General features: G+C 43.1%; 13 protein-coding genes and 1 pseudogene. 6 read left to right on the top strand and 8 right to left on the bottom strand.

What is annotated here, in order from left to right:
* The first annotated feature begins 140 nt into the window (after positions 1-140).
* Complete coding sequence (locus F6J90_RS42675) at positions 141-497, top strand: hypothetical protein (protein WP_293108794.1); 357 nt, start codon at positions 141-143, stop codon at positions 495-497.
* Here F6J90_RS42675 and F6J90_RS42670 read toward each other — a convergent pair.
* On the bottom strand, positions 483-5,999 hold the full coding sequence (locus tag F6J90_RS42670; protein WP_366514011.1) for an ATP-binding sensor histidine kinase: 5,517 nt from the start codon (positions 5,997-5,999) through the stop codon (positions 483-485). The two genes, F6J90_RS42675 and F6J90_RS42670, sit on opposite strands and share 15 nt — an antisense overlap.
* 98 nt (positions 6,000-6,097) lie before the next feature.
* Positions 6,098-6,504, bottom strand: a pseudogene (tnpA, locus tag F6J90_RS42665) (IS200/IS605 family transposase).
* Between the two features lie 207 nt (positions 6,505-6,711).
* Between tnpA and F6J90_RS42660 the strand changes: the two are divergent.
* Both F6J90_RS42660 and F6J90_RS42655 read left to right on the top strand, forming a co-directional pair.
* Positions 6,712-7,974: a transposase gene (locus tag F6J90_RS42660; RefSeq protein ID WP_293108789.1), complete on the top strand. Its 1,263-nt coding sequence runs from the start codon at positions 6,712-6,714 to the stop codon at positions 7,972-7,974.
* Positions 7,952-8,176 carry a hypothetical protein gene (locus tag F6J90_RS42655; protein WP_293108871.1) on the top strand — a complete coding sequence of 75 codons (225 nt, stop codon included), beginning with the start codon at positions 7,952-7,954 and terminating at the stop codon, positions 8,174-8,176. The genes F6J90_RS42660 and F6J90_RS42655 overlap by 23 nt, the downstream gene beginning before the upstream one ends.
* 58 nt (positions 8,177-8,234) lie before the next feature.
* Here the strand turns inward: F6J90_RS42655 and F6J90_RS42650 are convergent, their stop codons facing one another.
* From F6J90_RS42650 to F6J90_RS42640, 3 genes are all read right to left on the bottom strand, one after another.
* The gene (locus tag F6J90_RS42650) at positions 8,235-8,486 is read right to left on the bottom strand and encodes a hypothetical protein (RefSeq protein WP_293108786.1); all 252 of its coding nucleotides are present in this window, start codon (positions 8,484-8,486) and stop codon (positions 8,235-8,237) included.
* 296 nt (positions 8,487-8,782) lie between these two features.
* Positions 8,783-14,359 (bottom strand): ATP-binding sensor histidine kinase, encoded by a 5,577-nt coding sequence (locus F6J90_RS42645; protein WP_293108784.1) that lies wholly within the window; start codon positions 14,357-14,359, stop codon positions 8,783-8,785.
* A gap of 36 nt (positions 14,360-14,395) precedes the next feature.
* Positions 14,396-14,770 carry a hypothetical protein gene (locus tag F6J90_RS42640; RefSeq protein ID WP_293108781.1) on the bottom strand — a complete coding sequence of 125 codons (375 nt, stop codon included), beginning with the start codon at positions 14,768-14,770 and terminating at the stop codon, positions 14,396-14,398.
* Between the two features lie 18 nt (positions 14,771-14,788).
* Between F6J90_RS42640 and F6J90_RS42635 the strand changes: the two genes are divergently transcribed.
* Positions 14,789-15,586 (top strand): pantothenate kinase, encoded by a 798-nt coding sequence (locus F6J90_RS42635; RefSeq protein WP_293108779.1) that lies wholly within the window; start codon positions 14,789-14,791, stop codon positions 15,584-15,586.
* Between the two features lie 130 nt (positions 15,587-15,716).
* On the opposite strand, the gene F6J90_RS42630 is transcribed toward F6J90_RS42635, so the two are convergent.
* The gene (locus tag F6J90_RS42630; protein ID WP_293108776.1) at positions 15,717-16,172 is read right to left on the bottom strand and encodes an NUDIX hydrolase; all 456 of its coding nucleotides are present in this window, start codon (positions 16,170-16,172) and stop codon (positions 15,717-15,719) included.
* A 778-nt stretch (positions 16,173-16,950) separates the two neighbouring features.
* Here F6J90_RS42630 and F6J90_RS42625 point away from each other — a divergent pair.
* The gene (locus F6J90_RS42625; RefSeq protein ID WP_293108868.1) at positions 16,951-17,241 is read left to right on the top strand and encodes an RNA-binding protein; all 291 of its coding nucleotides are present in this window, start codon (positions 16,951-16,953) and stop codon (positions 17,239-17,241) included.
* Positions 17,242-17,397: 156 nt separating this feature from the next.
* The gene (locus F6J90_RS42620) at positions 17,398-17,592 is read left to right on the top strand and encodes a hypothetical protein (RefSeq protein ID WP_293108773.1); all 195 of its coding nucleotides are present in this window, start codon (positions 17,398-17,400) and stop codon (positions 17,590-17,592) included.
* Positions 17,593-18,178: 586 nt separating this feature from the next.
* On the opposite strand, the gene argH is transcribed toward F6J90_RS42620, so the two are convergent.
* Positions 18,179-19,576 carry an argininosuccinate lyase gene (gene argH, locus F6J90_RS42615; RefSeq protein ID WP_293108865.1) on the bottom strand — a complete coding sequence of 466 codons (1,398 nt, stop codon included), beginning with the start codon at positions 19,574-19,576 and terminating at the stop codon, positions 18,179-18,181.
* Positions 19,577-19,836: 260 nt separating this feature from the next.
* The gene (locus F6J90_RS42610; protein WP_293108770.1) at positions 19,837-20,088 is read right to left on the bottom strand and encodes a hypothetical protein; all 252 of its coding nucleotides are present in this window, start codon (positions 20,086-20,088) and stop codon (positions 19,837-19,839) included.
* Positions 20,089-20,090 lie beyond the last annotated feature (2 nt).

Below are 20,090 nucleotides of genomic sequence, written 5' to 3'. Positions count from 1 at the left end.
ATGTAACTTTTCTTTATTTTTACACACATATCTTCAAAAGCTGGATTTAAATATGCTATAGCTCTGATTTAGGATTTATTATGGTTCACTCACCACCAATAGCTACCTGTTCCCAGATCCAAGGCCAATAACCTTGGCCTTTGGCCACGCGATCGCGTTCAACCTTGGCCAAAAGGCCACGCGATCGCGTTCAACCAACCCACCTTCAACCAACCCACCTTCAACCAACCCACCTTCAACCAACCCACCTTCAACCAACCCACCTTCAACCAACCCACCTTCAACCAACCCACCTTCAACCTCCAACCCACCTTCAACCAACCCACCTTCAACCTCCAACCCACCTTCAACCAACCCACCTTCAACCAACCCACCTTCAACCAACCCACCTTCAACCAACCCACCTTCAACAACCTTCAACCAACCAACCAACCTTCAACCAACCCACCTTCAACCTTCAACAACCTTCAACCAACCAACCTTCAACCTATCGGTAGAGTAATCATAAACTCAGTACCTTTACCAACTTCAGACTTGACCTCAATTTGTCCCAGTAGCTTCTGAGTCACTAAATTGTAGACAATATGTAACCCCAAACCAGTTCTGCCTTGAGGTCTAGCAGTAGTAAAGAAAGGTTCAAAAATTTTGCCCACATGCTCCTGAGGAATCCCACAGCCATCATCATCATACTTAAGCATCACCTGATCCTGAATCCTCTCAACAGTTAAGGTTAACTGTCCTTGCTCTGATGGTTGATAGGCATGGGTAATGGAATTGATCACTAAATGAGTAACAATTTTCCAAATAGCTCCTGGATAAGTATTGATCGTAACTGTATCGTCTCCTTTTAGGGTTAAACCATGGGCAGTCTGTTTGAGTTTAGGCTCTAAAGTAAGTAAGACCTCTTCGAGATAGTGTTTAAGACTTAAGGTGCGCTTTTCTAAATCATCTTGGTCAACAGCAACTTGCCGGAAATTTTGCACCAACTCCCCAGCCCGTTGTAAGTTACTCAGAATTAATTCACTGGATTCTTGAGCCACTTCCAAATAGTTTTGGAGTGCCGAGCGCTTTAATTTACCCTCTTGGAAGCTATGGATAAATCCAAGAGTTTCATCAGCTAGGGTAGAAGCAGCAGTAATCCCATTGCCAACCGGCGTACTGATTTCGTCACTGACACCAGCCACAAAGCTACTTAAAACGGCTTTAGTCTCAGATTCCACTAACTGTTTCTGAGTCGCTTTCAGGTCTTCCAGAGTTTCAGACAGTTCTTGAGTGCGTTCAGCAACTTTTTCTTCCAGGGTGTTGTAGAGATTAGCATTTTCTAGAGAGATAGCCGCTTGAGAGCACAACAGTTCCAGAATTTCTAACCTATCCTTAGTAAACGCTCCAGTACATTGATTATTTTCAAGGTACACAATACCAATCAGTTGACCGTGATTGAGGATAGGTGTACACAAGATACTCTTAGGTTGTTGCTTAATAATATAGAGGTCAGCTGCCAACATAGTTTCCACACTAGCGTTATCTAATACTAAAGTTTCGGAGCTATGGGCAACATAGTTGATCACGCTAACTGAAATATCTTGACTCTTTACTACCGGAATTGATTGCAGTACGGTTACAGAGAATTGCTGATCTGATTCCGAATTACCTTCGGAGTTGCCTTTGGAGTTGCCTTTGGAGATAGACTGAGTTATATAGTAAGCGTCGATCACCCATTTTCCAGCTTTAGGCAAAATCAAAGCACATTTTTCTGCTCCTGCATTTTCAATGATCACTTTCATTAAGGTAGAGAATAACTGCTCAAGTTGAATTTCCCTGGCAATGGCTTGAGATGCTTTGATCACTGTTGCCAAATCTAAAGCGTCTGAAACACTAAGGCTATTTGAGCTGATACTTTGGATTAGGCTCAAAGTCGATAAAGACTGACTATGATCGGTGGTAATTGAATGACTAGGATCGAGGCTAATAGTCTGTTGTTGCTGGATCACAGCCAGTAATTCAGGATAGCCTTGTTCTAAATCCTCAACTTTAGCTTTAGCTCCCCAGCGAGCGTAGGCATAGTAGGCATCAGTGAGGTAAATTTGGGCAATTTTGGGTTTGCCCCGCTCTAAGTAAAACGTAGCAGCCAGTTCATTAGCAAGGGCTTCTTCGTGAAGGTATTCGTTGTCTTTTGCGCCAGCAATGGCAAGATCGTACAGCTCCATAGCATCGAGAGTATCCCCGACAACTCGCGCTATTTCTGCTGCCACCAGATTATACTTATGTTGGAAATTTGCAGGAGCATGGTCAGCCCAATTGCCCAGGGTTTTTTGGTTCACCTTTACTTGGTTTAGGTAGTGGTCTTGCTGAGTGCGATTGGCTGTAGGCCACGCTTCGCGATCGCGGTTAGGATACTGAGCAAGTAACGATAGGGAATAGTAGAAGTTATGAGCAACAACTACCAGTAGACCAAATGCTCCATCTTCATACTCGGTAGCTTTTGAACCATGAACAACAGCTTGTTCGTAATCGTGAAAGGTATACCGAATGATTAATTTAGCTAAATGGAGGTTAAACAGTGATTGATGATTATGAGTTTTGTGGAAATGATTAAACATTTCATGCTCATTAAAATCATCACTCACTAATTGGTATTTATCAGCTAACAATCCTTGAAAGCTTAAGGTTACGTGTTTCCATGTATTAGTATATAATAAACAATATTTTTGTTGGGTTATAACTAGTAAATCCATATATTTACTAGCTTCTTTGTTGATAACAAATAAACTCTCCCCCAGCAAATATAAATGAGTAAAATAGGCGTTAATGAAATAGCCAACATATTCTATATTTCCTTCTTCACGTACACGTTGAATTCCCTCCCGCAATAAATTTAGTGTTGCTCTCCCATGTTCTTTTCCAGGACAGATGAACACGCTGAAAATTAGGTGAACTTTAGATGTGAGGGTTTTAGCTTGATACTGTTCCAACAGCCGTAATGCTATCTGACCAGAGTGATAAGCCGACTCCACATCCTCGATAAATTCACGGAGAAACACACCGTAAATTACATAGACACCAGCGGCTAAGGATGAATGACCATGGTCGAGACATAGACCAATCATAGTCAATGCCACGTACGGATACAGATTAGGTTTGACACGATGTATCGGAGGCGCAAGGGTTAATAGAATCCGAAGCGCCGCTAGTTGCTCGGGATTGGTCATCGTTGGCATAGTTGCCAAATCCCTTAGGGATGGTAATTTCACTAACTTATTCTTGTATCCTGAGGCACTAGATACTAGGGGAATCTTCAGCTTTTCTAACGCTTCTAATCCAATCTCAATCCCTTTGCTCTGGTAGTCTTGAGCAATATAAATCTGTACCTTTAGCTCATCAGCCTTTACGCAGTCAAGTATCTTAGTGGCTTGCTCTAAAATAATATCGCTTAAAGCAATTGCCCTGTCAAAGTTAGTGCTGAGGTACTCTGATTGTGCTGCTTCCTGATATAATGACAAGGTTAGGTCATAGTTACTGTGCCAACTATCTGCTGCTAGCAGTGTCATCCCCAACCTTAAATATTCAACCGCAGCACCATAGGCTGTAGAAGCCTTAGCTTTACGTCCTGCCATTAAATTTAACTGAGCTAGTTCATTCCGTTCAACTTGCTCAGAAATTAAGTCCACACCATAATTCAACTGGCTGACAATATCAAAAATTTTCTCTTCCCGTTCTGCTAAAGACGTATTTTCTAACAGTAGTTGACCAATTTTCCAATGAGTTGATTGCTTCTGGTCTTCTGGAATCAGAAAATAAGCGGCTTGCTGCACTCGGTCGTGCAAAAATCGGTAGCTAAACTCTTGCCCCAAAACCTCTGATACTGGTTGCCCTAAGCTTTCTGTAGCTCTGGGTTTGACATCCAAACTACCAAAGGACTTAAGCTCAGAAACTGATAAGTTATCATAGTTATAATCCTGAAAAAACTTGTAAATTTCAGTGATTGGTAAGATAAATCCTTCTTGTAGCGCCTTCCATAAATTAGCTGCTGTTTCAGATTCGGATTTTTCATAGACAATGGCTAGGGTTGCTAAATCAAATTGGTTACCAATACAAGCAGCTAGTTGAAGTATCTCCTGAGTCACGACTGGCAACTTCTTCAACTGGAGCCCCATAAATTCCACGACATCATCAGTCAGCGCCACAGCTTTTATTTTAGCAATGTCACACTGCCAATAACCAAATTCAAAATTAAAGCTAATCAGTCCATCTTCAGGCAAAGATTTGAGGAATTGAGTGGCAAAGAAAGGATTCCCTTGAGTTTTTTGATTAACTAGTTCGGTTAAAGGCGCTGCTAGTTCCACAGCACAATGGAGAGTATCTGCAATCAAACAGTTAAGGTCAGATGGCTTCAGAGGAGCTAAGGTAATAGTATTGACAGTAGCCTTAGTTTTAGCAATCTGATCTAGGGTCACCATCAAGGGATGGGCTGGGAATACTTCGTTATCCCGATAAGCACCAATCAGCAACAGATAACCAGTCTCTGTTTCACTGATCAACAATTGCATCAACTTCAACGAAGCCAAATCTGCCCATTGCAAATCATCCAGGAAAATCACTAAGGGATGCTCAGGAGTGGTGAAGACCTCAATGAATTTCTGGAACAGCCGATTGAAGCGATTTTGTGCCGCACTCCCTGATAATTCTGGGACAGGAGGCTGTTGGCCGATAATCCGTTCTAGTTCGGGAATGACTTCAATAATGACTTGACCATTATCTGCCAGTGCTGTAATAATTCTAGTTTTCCACTGTTGCAATTGAGCATCAGTTTCACTCAACAGTTGCCCCATCAAGTCTCGGAAAGCTTGGACAAATGCTGAAAAGGGAATGTTTCGCTGGAATTGGTCAAATTTCCCTTTGATGAAATAACCCCGTTGTCGCACAATCGGCTTGTGGACTTCATTGACCACAGAGGTTTTACCAATGCCGGAAAACCCTGCTACTAATATCATTTCGATGCTACTGGCGGAGTTACTCACCCGCTCAAAGGCTGCCAGTAAAGTGTCTACTTCCCAGGCACGACCATAGAGTTTTTCCGGAATTATGAAGCGATGCTCCCTAGGAGCCGCTACGCGAACGCAAATATCCCGACTGCCTAACTTAAAGGATTCAATCCTGCCAGTTTCCTGCCACTGCTTGAAGCAAGTTTCCAAATCATGCTTCAACCCTAAAGCACTCTGATAACGGTCTTCGGCATTTTTCCCCATCAGCTTGCCAATGATCTGAGAAAGCATAGGAGGAATATCCCCCTTAACGCTATCCGCAGCAGGAGGTTGCTTAGCAATATGACAGTGAACTAACTCCATCGGGTCAGTGCTAGGGAAGGGTAATTGTCCCGTGAGCAATTTAAAGAAAGTCACTCCCAAACTATAGAAGTCGCTGCGGTAGTCAATGCTCCGATTCATCCGTCCAGTTTGTTCCGGTGATAGGTAAGCGAGAGTGCCTTCCAAGACATTGGGACTTTGAAGCACCATTATTTCCCGAGGTAGCACAGAAGCCAGACTAAAGTCAATCAGTTTGACCTGTTTAGTGTCTGGATTAATCAAGATATTGGCAGGTTTAATATCTTTGTGAATCACCCCCTGGAGATATAGTCCCTGTAGGGTGGTAATAATTTGCAGGGCAATCGGAAAGAATGTGCCTAAGCTCATGGGCTGACCATTACTATAGTTACCCAGGGAAATACCACCAAAATCCTCCATCACCAATGCATAACTATGGCGATAGTGTTCCAGACAATAAGGCTTAACAATCCCAGGGATGTCAAGGTTTTTGGCAATGGTGAACTGATTGCGAAATCGTACCAGTTCACCGAAGCTAGGATAGTCGGTATTGAGTAGTTTAATGACTACGGGTATTTGGTTCGACTCCCGTAAGCCTCGATAAACTAGGGTTCTGGAACTCCCGTAAAGGGTTTCGGTAATTTGATAGCCAGTAAGTGTGATCACAGTGCTGCTCATAGTCATGGCCAGTTGAGGATTGACAATAGGAAACTGGTGGATCTGGATGCTTGATCAAAAGAATCACCTTAGTATTCCCAACTAGACCAGGCAAGGGATCACCCGTTATAGTCGCCAGACTTAACGGGCGGGGAATTGCCGGACGGGGTTTGTTGTTCCACATACTTTTTTAACTGCTCAATAGTCACGCCTCCACAAGAGGCAAGAAAATATGAGCCTGTCCAGAAGACAGGTTTTTTAGAGTATTTGGCTAGTTGTTCAGAATATGCTTTTCTGATTAACCGACTAGATACTGTCTTGAGGTTTGCCATCAATTTGCTAAGTTGAACTTGAGGGGGATAAGAGAATAACAGATATACGTGATCTACTTTCCCATTGAACTCAATCAGCTTACATTACCATTTTTGACAAGTCTCTTCGGCGTAGCCGACGCTTCGCGAACAAAGATAGTTTTTAGTCGATTCAATATTGTGGGGGGAATCACTTGATAGCGATACTTTGTCACTAGAACAAGATCAGCGGTAAGCGTTTAAACAGACCTAAATCCTTTTTCATATTTGCTGGACATTTAAAAGCGGTAAATAGTATAATAAATACTATAGCAATCCTAAATCAGTTGTAAAATCATCGGCAAAATCTAAAATCTTTGCAGGTCTTGGGTTATAGCGATTGCTAAGGCCAATATATTTGACGAATCATTTAGGACTGCTAGATGATAATCACGTATTGCTACAGAATCAAGCCAGAACCGCAACAAATAGCCAAGATGGAACACTGGTTAGAGTTGCTAAGACGGCACTGGAATTATGGGTTAGGTCAGCGGTTAGACTGGCTAAACAGAACTCGTTGTCAGATTGATCGTTGCTCTATTATTTCAGAGCCTATTGGCGAGATTCCTGAGAAGCCTGATTATTATTTTCAGCAGTCAGCACTCAAAGAAACTAAGCAACTGTTTCCTGAATACAAAGAGATTTACTCTGAAGTTCAACAAATTAACTTGCAGAGACTTGATCAAGCCTGGAAACGTTGGCTAGTGCCAGACAAGACCGGGAAACGCGGTGGTAGACCTCGATTTAAATCAAAAGGCAAATTAAGGTCAATTGGTTTTAGTCGAGTTAATCACCCAAAAGCAGCACTTAAATTTGATGGCAAAAATATAATTATTAGTCGCTTGGGTGTTATTCCTGTTGTCAGGCATCGTCCGATACCGTTTGGTTTTGTTATTAAGACAGCTACACTCATCAAAAAAGCTGATGGTTGGTATGTTTGTTTGGTAATTCAGGATGAATCTATCCCTAAGTTAATCCCAGTTGAAACCATTAAAACTGGAGTGGGTGTAGACGTTGGGATTAAAGAATTTGCTGTGACTTCAGAGGGTGAATTTTTCCCGATTAAACAGTTTTATAGAAAAGGTCAAGCGCGTCTTGCTAGGGCACAGAGGTGTTTATCTAGGAAGCAAAAACGCTCTAATAATTATCTAAAACAATTGAATCGAGTTCAACGAATTCACCAGAAGATTCAGAGGCAACGAAAAGAGCAACATTACCGAGTGGCTCAATCTTTAAGCCGACGCTTTGATCTGATTGCTGTTGAAGATTTAAACATTAGAGGACTGGCTAAGACAAGGTTAGCAAAATCAATTCTTGATGCAGGTTGGGGAGGATTCATGACGATACTGGAAGCAGTAGCGGTCAAACGCGGTTGCCATGTCGTCAAGGTTTCTCCTCATGGAACCTCTCAGAACTGCTCTGGCTGCGGGGCATTAGTGCCTAAAACTTTGTCGGTTAGAACTCATCAATGCCCGGACTGTGGTTTGGAAATCGACAGAGACGAGAATGCAGCGATAAACATTCTCAACCGGGCATTGAGCGAGGTGGGTATCATCTTGCCTGCCTGTGGAGGCTTAGTCAATCGACAGCCTATGAAGCAGGAAACTTCTGAGGTAGAGAGCTATGTTCAACTCTCTTTATTTTAGAAGCCCCCGGTATAATCTCCGATTTACCGGGGGAGAACTTCACAAGCAGCACTCTATTCCCATTGGGTCTAATTTCAAACTACCCGACACCCCAAACCTTCTACACTCCACTGCCCACACTCACGTCTTTGTTAAAAACCTACCCCTGTCAGGGAGGGTGGGAAGTGTGGGGAGATGGGGAGATGGGGGAAATTTTTATTAAGCGATGCAGCGCGGTCTTGGGGGTTTCCCCCATGAGCGACTGCATCAAGACAGGGTAATTATCCCGACATGATATAAATCAACCTAATTTTGTTTTCAATATCACAAACTATTAATGTTGTCAATCCTCCAAAATCAACATTTTGGGGGTGAGCAGGGGTTGAGATATGCGATCGCTTTTTTTTATTTCCTAGGCATTTTTTTCCCAAGGCACCATAAAAAAATAGACGGGTGCATCTCAATGCATGCTGTTTGAACCTGTGGTGCGTTACGGGACGGTCTGTCCCAATACTGGCTACTGATAAAATCATGGCGAGTCCGTCCCTAACGCACCCTACTGGCGTGGCAAGCCTTAAATGTTGCATTAGAAACAGATGGGGGAGTGTGGGGGGTGTGGGGAGTGTGGGAAGATGGGTAGCAAAAATCTATTGCACTATTTTAGCTGTGCCACGCCACTACCCAACTAGATGCTGATAAAATTTCTCAATTCTACATTCTCAATTCTACATTCTCAATTCTACATTCTCAATTCTACATTCTTAATTCTACATTCTCAATTCTACATTCTTAATTCTACATTCTTAATTCTACATTCTCAATTCTTCATTTAACCTATCGGTAGAGTAATAATAAACTCAGTACCCTTACCAATTTGAGAGTTAACCTCAATCTGCCCCAGTAGCTTCTGAGTCACTAAGTTATAGACAATATGCAGTCCTAGACCACTGCCACCTCTGGCTCTAGCAGTAGTAAAGAAAGGTTCAAAAATTTGTCCTAAATGCTCCTGAGCAATCCCACAGCCATCATCATGATAGGTAATCATTAATTCTTCTTCAACTCTGTCAACCTGAAGATGTAACTGTCCATTTTGTTTTGGCTGATAACCATGGCTAATAGAGTTCATGACTAAATTCGTAATAACTTGTGAGATAGCGCCGGGATAGGTTTCTATGGTAACTGTTTCATCCCCTTCTATGGTTAATGTGTGGGAGGCTTGTTTGAGTTGAGGCTCTAAGCTGATTAAGACCTCCTCTAGATATTCTTTAACATTCAAGGTGCGCTTATCTAGATGAGCTTGGTCAACTGCAACTTGTTTAAAACTTTGCACCAACTCCCCAGCTCGTTGTAAGTTACTCAGAATTAGTTCACTGGATTCTTGGACGGTGTCTAGATAATTTTGTAGCACCGACCGCTTTAATTTTCCGTTTTTTAAAACCTTACAAAATCCTTGAGTTTCATCAGCTAAAATGGAAGCAGCAGTAATACTAGTACCAACAGGAGTATTGATTTCGTGGGCGACTCCCGCCACCAGACCACCCAAAGCAGCCATTTTTTCCGATTCCACTAGCTTTTTCTGAGTAGCCGTAAGGTCGTCGAGAGTTTGAGAGAGTTCTTGGGTGCGTTCAGCTACCTTTTCTTCTAGGTTATGGGAATAATCTTCTAGTTGGCTTTTGGCTTGCTCTAAATTGCTGTAAAGTTGAGCATTTTCCAAGGAGATAGCAGCTTGAGAACACAAAAGTTTAAGGACTTCCAGTCTGTCACTAGTAAATGCTGCAGTGCATTGATTGTTTTCGAGATATAGAATACCAATCAGTTTACCTTGAGTAAGGATAGGAGTACACAAAGCACTTTTTGGTTGTTGCTGAATAATATAGGGGTCAGCAGCTAAGGTGGTTTCTTCACTAGCGTTATCAAATACCAAAGCTTGAGATTTGTGGAAAACAGCATTAATGACGCTGATCGGAATAGTATTACTTTCTTCGATAGGAATCGATTGTAGTACTGACAGGACAGGTTTTGTCTCTAAGTGCTTGGTGTCGTTAATTCCTTTACTTGCTAAATCTGGAGACCTCTTACCAAAGTAGTTTTCTGATTCTGTTTGCGTCAATTCTTGTCCACTGTTCCCTGTTCCCAGATCCGCTGTTCCCTTTTCTGAAAGAAGTCTTGGCTTTAGGACTTGATCCATTGAACCTTGAGCTTCAATCACCCATTTTCCAGCTTTTGGTAAAATCAGAACACATTTTTCTGCTCCCGCATTCTCAATCACAACTTCCATGAGAGTAGAGAGTAACTGCTCAAGGTGAATTTCACTAGAAAGGACTTGAGACGCTTTGATCACACTTGCCAAATCCAATGCTTCAGAAATTTTGGTGCTGCTGGATGTCACAGTTTGGTTTACAGTATTGCTAGGATTGAAGCCAATTTTTGATTCCACCAGGATTGGAGCAAGTAAGTCAGTATAGCGTTTTTCCAAATCCTCAACTTTAGCTAATGCACCCCAGCGAGCGTATGCATAATAGGCATTGGTAAGGTAAGCTTGAGCAATGGTTTTTTTATCCCAATCGAGGAAAAATTCTGCTGCTAATTCATTAGCTAAGGCTTCCACCTGAAGATATCCCGTATCCATCGCTCCGGTAATTGCCCGCTCATAACCTTCCATCGCCCACAGCACATTTCCCTCAACTCTTGCCCTCTCAGCTTCTACCAGATCATATTGGTGTTGATAATTGACTGGAGCATGTTTTGCCCACAACCGTAATCGCTCTTGATTTGCGGCTACTGTCTCTAGAGCCTGTTGCTTTTCCTGGGAGTCTACCTGATCACAGTTGGCTAACAGTGCTAATGAGTAATAGAAACTATGCTCGGAAACATATAGTGTTCCAGCTGCTGCTTGTTCATAGTGCTTGCCAATTGCTCCAGCTTCTACGGCTTCTGTGTACTCTTTAAATAAGTACAGTAGCATGGTTTTTGCCCCATAGGCACAAAGCACGAGAAATACAATATTATGGTCGATCCAATTTGGTAAAATAGTAGATTCATCGAGATAGTCACCAACCAAATAACGGGGATTGGCTACTTCACCTAGTAGATTAGCAACGGTTTGTTGACCAATTCGGATAAAGCTTTCGTGGAAGTCAAACTTAGCTTTAGCGATCGCTTCAAAATATTTCCCCTGTATCTGTTGTACATATTCCAGATTAGTCCCAGCAAAAAAATGATAGTTACAATAGTGAACAGCACCATAGAAGGCATACTCGATATCGCCGTTGTCAAATCCACTTTGAATGGCTGCTATTAATGAAGTATTTGTTTCTCGGATATGCTCTTTCCAAGGTCTAACAAAGACGTTAAACATATTGCCCACTTTAGCGGTAAGCTCCAAAGCATTATATTGCTCTAGGAGCTGAATTGATAAGCGACCAAACTCATAGCCCCGATCAATATCTAAGTAAGCACCACAAAGGAGCGCACCATACCAACTATAGGCTGAAGCTGCCCAGGAGGAATGACCGTATTTAATACAAAGCTTGACTGTAGTCAGAATAATTAACGGCCACAGGACTGGATTAGCAATATAGGACGCAGAACTAGCATTGGTCAAAATCCGGATAGCAGCTAGTTGATAAGGGTCAGTAATGTCTGGCAAGTTAGCTAAATTAGCAATTTCCTCAACCTCTAACTGTAACTCTTCCCGTAGTTTCTCAACTTCAGTATTAATTTCTTGGGCTTCCGTGGGAATAGCTATCCCTAGCATTTTCAAAACATTGATGCCTAAGTCTATCGCTTCATTCATCTTATTTTGACTAATATAAAACAAGATTTGCAGCTCATAGACTTTGATTTTATCTAAAAAGGTCTTGGCTTGTTTTAGAACTATCTTTGATAAGTGTTTGGCTCGCTCTAAATTAACCGTTAAGTATTCCGCTTCAACCGCCGCTATGGAGAGAGCTAGGCTCAACTCATAGTTACTCTCCCAACTATCTGGAGCTAGGAGTTTCAGACCGGAATTAAAATACCGAAGAGCCGGTTCATAAGCCGTCGCTGATTTGGCTTTTTTACCAGCTAATAGATTTAATCCTGCTAGTTGTTCTCTCTGAGACGGATTGGTAATTAGGTCAGCACCGATATTAAGCTGATTGACAATATCAAATATCTTCTCTTCCCGTTCTGGTTCAGAAGTATTGCTTAACAGCAGTTGGCCAATTTTTAGGTGAGTTTGTTGCTTATGGTCTTGATCAATCAGACAATAGGCTGCTTGCTGTACCCGGTCATGGAGGAATTTGTAAATGGGGGAGTCGTGATGGGAAATTCGTGATGGGGGATAGCTTTGATCAATGCTCTGTTGAGATTCATCGGTAGTCTGGAAAAACTTGTAAATCTCGCTTTGGGGTAATAGTAATCCTTCTTGTAAGGCTTTCCAAAGATCAGCCGCTGTTTCAGTTTGGGATTTTTCATAGACAATGGCTAGGGTGGCTAGATCAAATTGGTTGCCAATACAAGCAGCCAGTTTAAGTACTGACTGAGTCGCTGGTGGCAACTTACTCAACTGTAGCGCCATAAATTCCACGACATCATCACTCAGAGCCAGGGTTCTTACTTGAGCAATGTCACACTCCCAATGACCTACCTCAAAATTAAACCTAATCAGATTGTCGGCATGGAGGGATTTAAGGAATTGAGTGGCAAAGAAAGGATTACCTTTAGTTTTCCGAAATACCAATTCTGTCAGAGGTTGTGCTAGTTCTTCTGAACAACTGAGGGTATCAGCAATCAGATGATTTAAATCAGAGTGTTTTAGAGGGGCTAGAGTGATACTATTAACTTTTACCTCAGTTTTGCTAATCTCATCCAACGTTAACATTAACGGATGGGTTGGAGAGACTTCATTATCCCGATAGGCTCCAATCAGCAGCAAATAACGAGTATCAGTTTCGCTCATCAACAACTGCATCAACTTCAAAGATGCTGAATCCACCCATTGCAAGTCATCTAGGAAAATAACTAAGGGATGCTCAGCAGTAGTGAAGACTTGGATGAATTTCTGGAACAGTCGATTAAAACGATTTTGTGCTGCACCAGCTGATAGTTCTGGCACAGGAGACTGTTTGCCAATGATTTGTTCTAATTCAGGGATAACGTCAATGATGACTTGACCGTTTTCTCCTAGTGCTAACAGAATTTTGATTTTCCAGTGTTGTAATTGTGCATCCCTTTCCGTAAGCAGTTGTCCCATCAAGTTCCGGAAAGCTTGGACAAATGCAGAAAAGGGAATATTGCGCATAAATTGGTCGAATTTCCCTTTGATGAAGTAACCCCTTTGTCGGACAATCGGCTTGTGGACTTCATTGACCACAGCAGTTTTCCCAATCCCGGAAAACCCTGCTACTAACATCATTTCGCTCCTGCCTCGGGAGGAATCCTCTTGAGCTATTGTCTTGCCAGCAACCCGGTCAAAAGCCCCTAGTAAGGTCTCAACTTCCCTGGCGCGACCATAAAGTTTCTCGGGAATCACGAAGCGATCGCAAATATCCTGGGTGCCTAACTTAAAGGGTTCAACCCGACCAGTTTCCTGCCATTGGGATAAGCAAGTCTCCAGGTCATACTTCAATCCCAAAGCACTTTGATAGCGGTCTTCAGCATTTTTCGCCATCAGTTTGCTAATCATGTCCGAGACAATGATGGGAATATCAGGATTAATACTATGGACTGAAGGTGGCTGCTTGGCAATATGGCAGTGAACCAACTCCATGGGGTCTGTACTAGTGAAAGGTAACTGTCCGGTCAGGAGTTCGTAGAAAGTGACTCCCAAAGAATAGAAGTCGCTGCGGTAGTCAATGCCCCGATTCATCCGTCCAGTTTGTTCCGGAGACAAGTAAGCTAGAGTTCCTTCCAGGACATTGGGACTTTGAAGCACCTGAGTTTCCCTTGGCAGTAGAGAAGCAATACTAAAATCAATCAGTTCGACTTGTTTAGTATCCGGGTTAATCAGGATGTTGGCAGGTTTAATATCTTTGTGAATGACTCGGTTGCGATAGAGTCCATCCAGGATGGATGCAATTTGAAGAGCAATGTCGAAAAATTCCGTTAGAGAGGTTAATTTTAAGCTTTCTAGATTAGAGCAATAAGTTTTGAGGGAAATACCACCAAAATCCTCCATCACCAAACCATAGCCATTGCGGTAGTGTTTTAAACTGTAGGGTTTGACGATGCCAGGTAGATCAAGGTTTTTGGCAATAGTATATTGATTACGAAACTGCACCAGTTCACCAAAGCTGGGATATTCACTCTTAAGCAGTTTGATCACAACTGGTTTTTGGTCTGACTCACGAATTCCTTGATACACTAAGGTTCTAGAACCGGAATAGATAATCTCGGTCATTTGATAGCCAGTCAGTCTCACCATAGTACTGCTCATAGTCATCTACTCTTCATCACAGGTTCAGGTACCGGATGAGAAGTTTGAGATGATTTCTCTTCCGGAACAGGGATTTTTTCCCACTGTGACTAGTCTTCCCAAAAACAGCAATCTAGAATCGATTAGGCAAGAGGCAAGAGGCAAGAGGCAAGAGGCAATAGGCAAGAGGCAAAAGGTAAAAGGCAAGAGGCAAAAGGCAAGAGGCAAGAGGCAAGAGGCAAAAGGCAAAAGGTAAAAGGCAAGAGGCAAGAGGCAAGAGGCAAGAGGCAAAAGGCAAAAGGCAAAAGGCAAAATTATTTCCCCGACTCCCGACTCCCGACTCCCTAATCCCGACTCCCGACTCCCGACTCCCGACTCCCGACTCCCGACTGCCATTAACCCAGAACGAAAGTACCTCACCGAATTGATAACTGCTATATGATAACTAAGGCAAACAGCTTTTTAGGATTAGTGATTGGCAATTCCCGGCTACATTGGGCTTGGTTTGTGGATAACACCCTGAAAAAAGCCTGGGATACCAACCATCTAACCCCAGCAGCTGTAGAGCAGTTAATCAAGGACTGGACTTGTAGTGTAATGTCAGCGGAAATTTTACCACCCCAGTTAAAAGCTCAGGGTAAAGACCCATCCAAGCCATTACCGCTTTATATTGCTTCAGTAGTACCTGCCCAAACAGCACTCTGGCAAAACTATTCCGATACTACAATATTGACCCTTGAGGATTTACCCCTTTCCGGACTATATCCCACCCTAGGCATTGACCGCGCCTTGGCCTTATTTGGTGCTGGTCACAGGTATAGTTATCCAGTTTTGGTTATTGATGCTGGTACTGCTCTAACCTTTACTGGGGCTAACCAAAACCTACAGCTAATCGGAGGGGCGATCTTGCCAGGATTGGGATTACAGTTACAGTCTCTAGCACAAAAAACTGGAGCATTACCTGCGATTGAACTACCAGCTCAGTTACCAAAGCGTTGGTCACTGGAGACATCAGAGGCAATGGCAAGTGGTGTTGTCTATACAGTATTGGCTAGTATCCGGGATTTTATTGAGGATTGGCAAAGCGAGTTTCCCAACAGTCCGATTGCTCTGACTGGCGGCGACTCTGAGCAGTTAGTTACTTATCTCCAATCCCAATTTCCTGAAATAGCGGCTCAGATTATTGTTGATCCTTTCTTAAGCTTTTGGGGAATGTTGTCAGTGGTTGGTAGTTAGTTGCTGCGGTGACTTTTGATCAGATCAACTTGCGTTGTGTTCCAAAGCACCCTGTCATCTGGTTTCTCAGTGACTAACCAGATTGATCTACACGGGCAAGTCAATCATCTGTGTAGGCTGCACGAATGGACTAGGCAACGGTGATATTACCCTCAAAATAGTCCTGTAACTGACGGTCATGGTCATGGCTGAGGTTTCCCTTAGGGATAGCTTCGGGATCAAACGCCTTGACTTCACTAATTTCCAATACGTCCTGTACCTCCATAGTTCCCTTGACATCAGCTTCTACCAGAATACAGATAGAATGGACTCTGGGATCTCTTCCTGGTGCTGAGTAAACCCCAACTAACTGGCGAATCTTGAGCAACTCAAGTCCGGTTTCCTCAAATAATTCCCGTTCGATAGTCGTTGGAATATCTTGACCCCAGTTAACCATCCCTCCTGGTAGAGCCCACTTACCATTGTCACGACGTCGAACTAGCACAATTCGCCCATCCGGCAAGAGTGGAATGATGCTCGTACCGGTAATAGGATGTCGAAATATAATCCCGAGAACTGTTTGGACAAATTGCCATAATCTTCTCATGTGATGATAGGGCTGTTGAGTGTGTGTGTTGCTTTTACTGACTGCTATGATAGACATTATGGATGCAAGTTCGGTAACGTCAGTGATTGAAAAGTCCATTGTGATGCAATTCAACGTTGAACGTCTGAGTAGTTAACAGCTAGGAGCCTAAGGAATACCTAACCGGTTCACGGGCGAATCACTTCTGCTTAAATCTCTGTCTTGATGCAAAGCGCTCATGGGGTGGCCTCCTTTGGCCGCCCTGGCTCCCCAAGACCAAGCTCCATCGCTGTCATAACCTGGGTAGATAGTCACCAGTGCTTCGCCTCTTACCGACCTTCATCAAAAAAATGGGTTTGAAACCCCGTCCTTCTAGGACGGCAAAACATGGTATAATCGAAATGGTCAACGACCCACCCGAGACGATGGATCAGACAGCCTACACGAGCGAAGTCCAGTAACCTGGCGGCGCAGAAAAATCGGTAGACCGGGAAAAGAGGACAGGGCAATGGTAGTTCAACCCTTGAATCAACAAAGTACATCAAGATTTCTCCTGTTTGAGATTTCGACGCATAAGAACCGCAGGACTTGCGGGGATAGTCTGTCGAGCGAACCTAAGACCATAAAACTCCTTTAGGTGCGCTTGACCTAGGCGAATTAAATTCGCCACGGGTCGCGCCTGAGAGTGGAGGCAGTTGCGATGAAGCAGAAACCTAAATCGTGAGGTTTAGGAATCACCGCACTTCAGCAGGCGGTGAGGATGTCAACTGAACATTTTCGATCAGATGGACAACTCTCAATGACTATATACATTGGCAACCTAGATTATCAGGTTACCTCTCAAAACTTACAGGAAGTATTTGAAGATTATGGTACAGTATCAAAAGTAGTAGTTCCTACAGATAGGGAAACAGGTCAAGGGCGTGGATTCGCTTTTGTTGATATGGGGACACCGGATGAGGAAGATTCGGCTATTGCTGAGCTAGATGGTGCACAATGGATGGGACGTTATATGCGCGTCCGTAAAGCTAGACCAAAGACTAACGACAACGACAACAATCGCGGAAATCGTAGTCGCAGTGGGTTCTAGAAACACTAGGCTTCGAGGACAATCAAGAAGTCTGGTGTGGTCAAATAAATATTTGACTTTCCCTTGGGTCACATGGGTAACTTAAATAAACCAAGCTGAATTTATTGTAAGACTTGGCTTTGATAGTGTTTTTGTTTTTTTATCAATGAGGTAGACATGGCAAAGCGCCGCAATCTAAAAAAGGAAAAGGCGCAGCGGAATCAAGCTTACGCCCGTAAGTTTCGGAAATCCAAGCGTAATACGGGCCGTTTTTCCAAAAATAGACGGTACGGTAGCAAACCTCCTAAGTCGGAGGAAACAACGGCAGAAACTAACGAGGATAATTACCAAGGTGGTACTGGTGCGATGTAATGAGTCAGTTACCAGCTGACTCCTCACATCCGATGAGGTAGCTACCCGAGTTGATTAACGACTGTCGATGTAGGAAGTCGATTTAGAAAATTTAGGAGTATCGAGTCAGGAGCTTCGAATCAGAATAAGTCAAGGTTAGTAAACAGCTAGAGAAAATGTCGCAGAGTCTACCAAAAACTCTTATTATTTGTTAGAATTAAATTAGGGTAACACCGACAGGGATTATTATGTAACTTAAATTAAAGCCGAAAACCAAGGGTTTAATAGTTGCGCTGTAATCCCGGTGGAACCAAATTTGTTGACATTTTTATGGCGCTCGCGGGATATTCCGTCAGAGCGGAGATACCCCCTGGATGTGAAAGCATCTTGCATTGGCGGGCTAAAGTTTATATTGGTAGACTTTGGTAGCTAAAAAGTATCGGTTATGTGATTGGAATAAACAAAAGTCAAAGTATCTTTTAATCCAAAAACTAACTAAAAATCCTTACTTCTGATCCGAAGTTTCCCACTCCGAAGTTCCCTATTATTAAATATTTTTGTACTGGTGCAAGATCGACAAGATCTAAGATTAGAGATAAATTACATATCAATCATGATTATTGGAAATTAGGCGATCGCATGCATCCTGAATCCCTCGCCTAACCTGGTCAAAACCAGTGCCACCATAACTATTCCGACGAGCGACGACTTGAGTCGGGGCAATGGCTTGATAAATATCCTCTGCAAAGGCTGGATGCAACTCTTGCCACTGTTCGAGGCTCAAATCCTTCAGTAACTTCCCGGATGCCAAACAACTTCTGACCACCTTACCCACCAGATTGTAGGCTTCCCGAAACGGAACCCCTTTTGAGGCTAAATAGTCAGCGACATCGGTAGCGTTAGAGAAATCTTCAGTAACTGCTGATGCTAAACGTTCGGTACGAAATTCTAACCCTTCTTGCCAGAGAATGGTCATGGCTTCGAGACAGGCTTTGATAGTGTTAACGCTATCAAACAGTGCTTCTTTGTCTTCTTGCAGGTCTTTGTTGTAAGCCAAAGGTAGCCCTTTCATCAAAACTAACAACCCTTGTAGATGACCAAAGACACGACCAGTCTTCCCTCGTACCAGTTCGGGAACATCAGGATTTTTCTTTTGGGGCATGATGCTCGAACCAGTAGCACAACTATCCTTGAGAGTAACAAAGCCAAATTCCTGAGATGCCCAGAGAATGATTTCCTCTGACAATCGGCTCAGATGTACCATGATCAAACTGGCAGCACAGAGGAATTCAATGGCAAAGTCGCGATCGCTTACTCCATCGAGGCTGTTACCATAAATTCCTTCAAAATGCAAGGTTTCTGCGGTATGATGTCGGTCAATCGGGAAGGTAGTCCCTGCTAATGCCCCACAACCCAGGGGTGAGATATTCACCCGCCGTCGGATTTCCCCTAAACGCTGCCAGTCCCGGTCTAGCATTTCAACGTAAGCTAACAGGTGATGGGCTAAACTGACTGGCTGAGCCCGTTGCAGGTGAGTATAGCCAGGAATCAGGGTTTCAACATGAGCTTTGGCAAGATTGAGCAAGACCTCTTGGAAGTGACGTAACTGGCTACGAATCTGGTCAATCTGGTCCCGGAGGTAGAGTCGGGTATCCGTACCAACTTGGTCATTACGCGATCGCGCTGTATGTAGCTTCTTGCCCACATCACCCACAATATCAGTAAGGCGGCGTTCTACAGCTAAGTGTACATCCTCCGCATCAACACCAGGGTTAAATTTTCCTTGGTGGTATTCTGAGCGGATTTGTTCTAAGCCAGCTACCAGCTGCTGAGCTTCCGACTCAGAAATAATGCCAGTATGGGCAAGCATCTTGGCATGAGCTACAGAACCAGTAATGTCATACTCAATCAGTTCTATGTCAAAGCCGATACTGGCATTGAAGCAAGCAATTGCTGGATGTAACGCTGATTCAAATCGCTGACTCCAGGTTTTTTGCTCAGTCACAGTTTTGGAAACAAGATAAAGGACAAAAGACGAGTTAAAGGAAGTTAGATTTACCTTGTAGGGTGGGCAAAAACATTTTGGTTCAAATGAGTCTTTTAGATAAGATAACTTTGCCCACCCTACTTTAATTGGTATTTTTTTTACACGCAACTCCCTTAGCTTGTAGGGTGGGCAAGAACATTTTGGTTCAAATGAGTCTTCTAGATAAGATAACTTTGCCCACCCTACTTTAATTGGTATTTTTTTTACACGCAACTCCCTTAGTTAAACGAAGTTAGATTTCTGAATAAGTAACCAACAACTAAGCCAATCACCAGCGCTGCAGCCTGACCAGAATCAATAAAGTTTTGCCAGGCCGTCTTGATTTGACCAAGTACATCTGGATCTTCAATAGTTTGAGCCAACACTAGCCCATCGATGGGTAACTCAGAGTTCAGCCATCCCAAGACATCAGTCCAATCGCTAATGCATAAGAACGGAACTATTACTGTTTGTATGCCTACAATCACCATTG

This window comes from Moorena sp. SIOASIH (genome assembly GCF_010671925.1).
In the GTDB taxonomy this organism is placed as follows: domain Bacteria; phylum Cyanobacteriota; class Cyanobacteriia; order Cyanobacteriales; family Coleofasciculaceae; genus Moorena.
The sequence above is the reverse complement of the archived record's forward strand: the minus strand, read 5'-3'. Positions and strand labels throughout refer to the sequence as shown.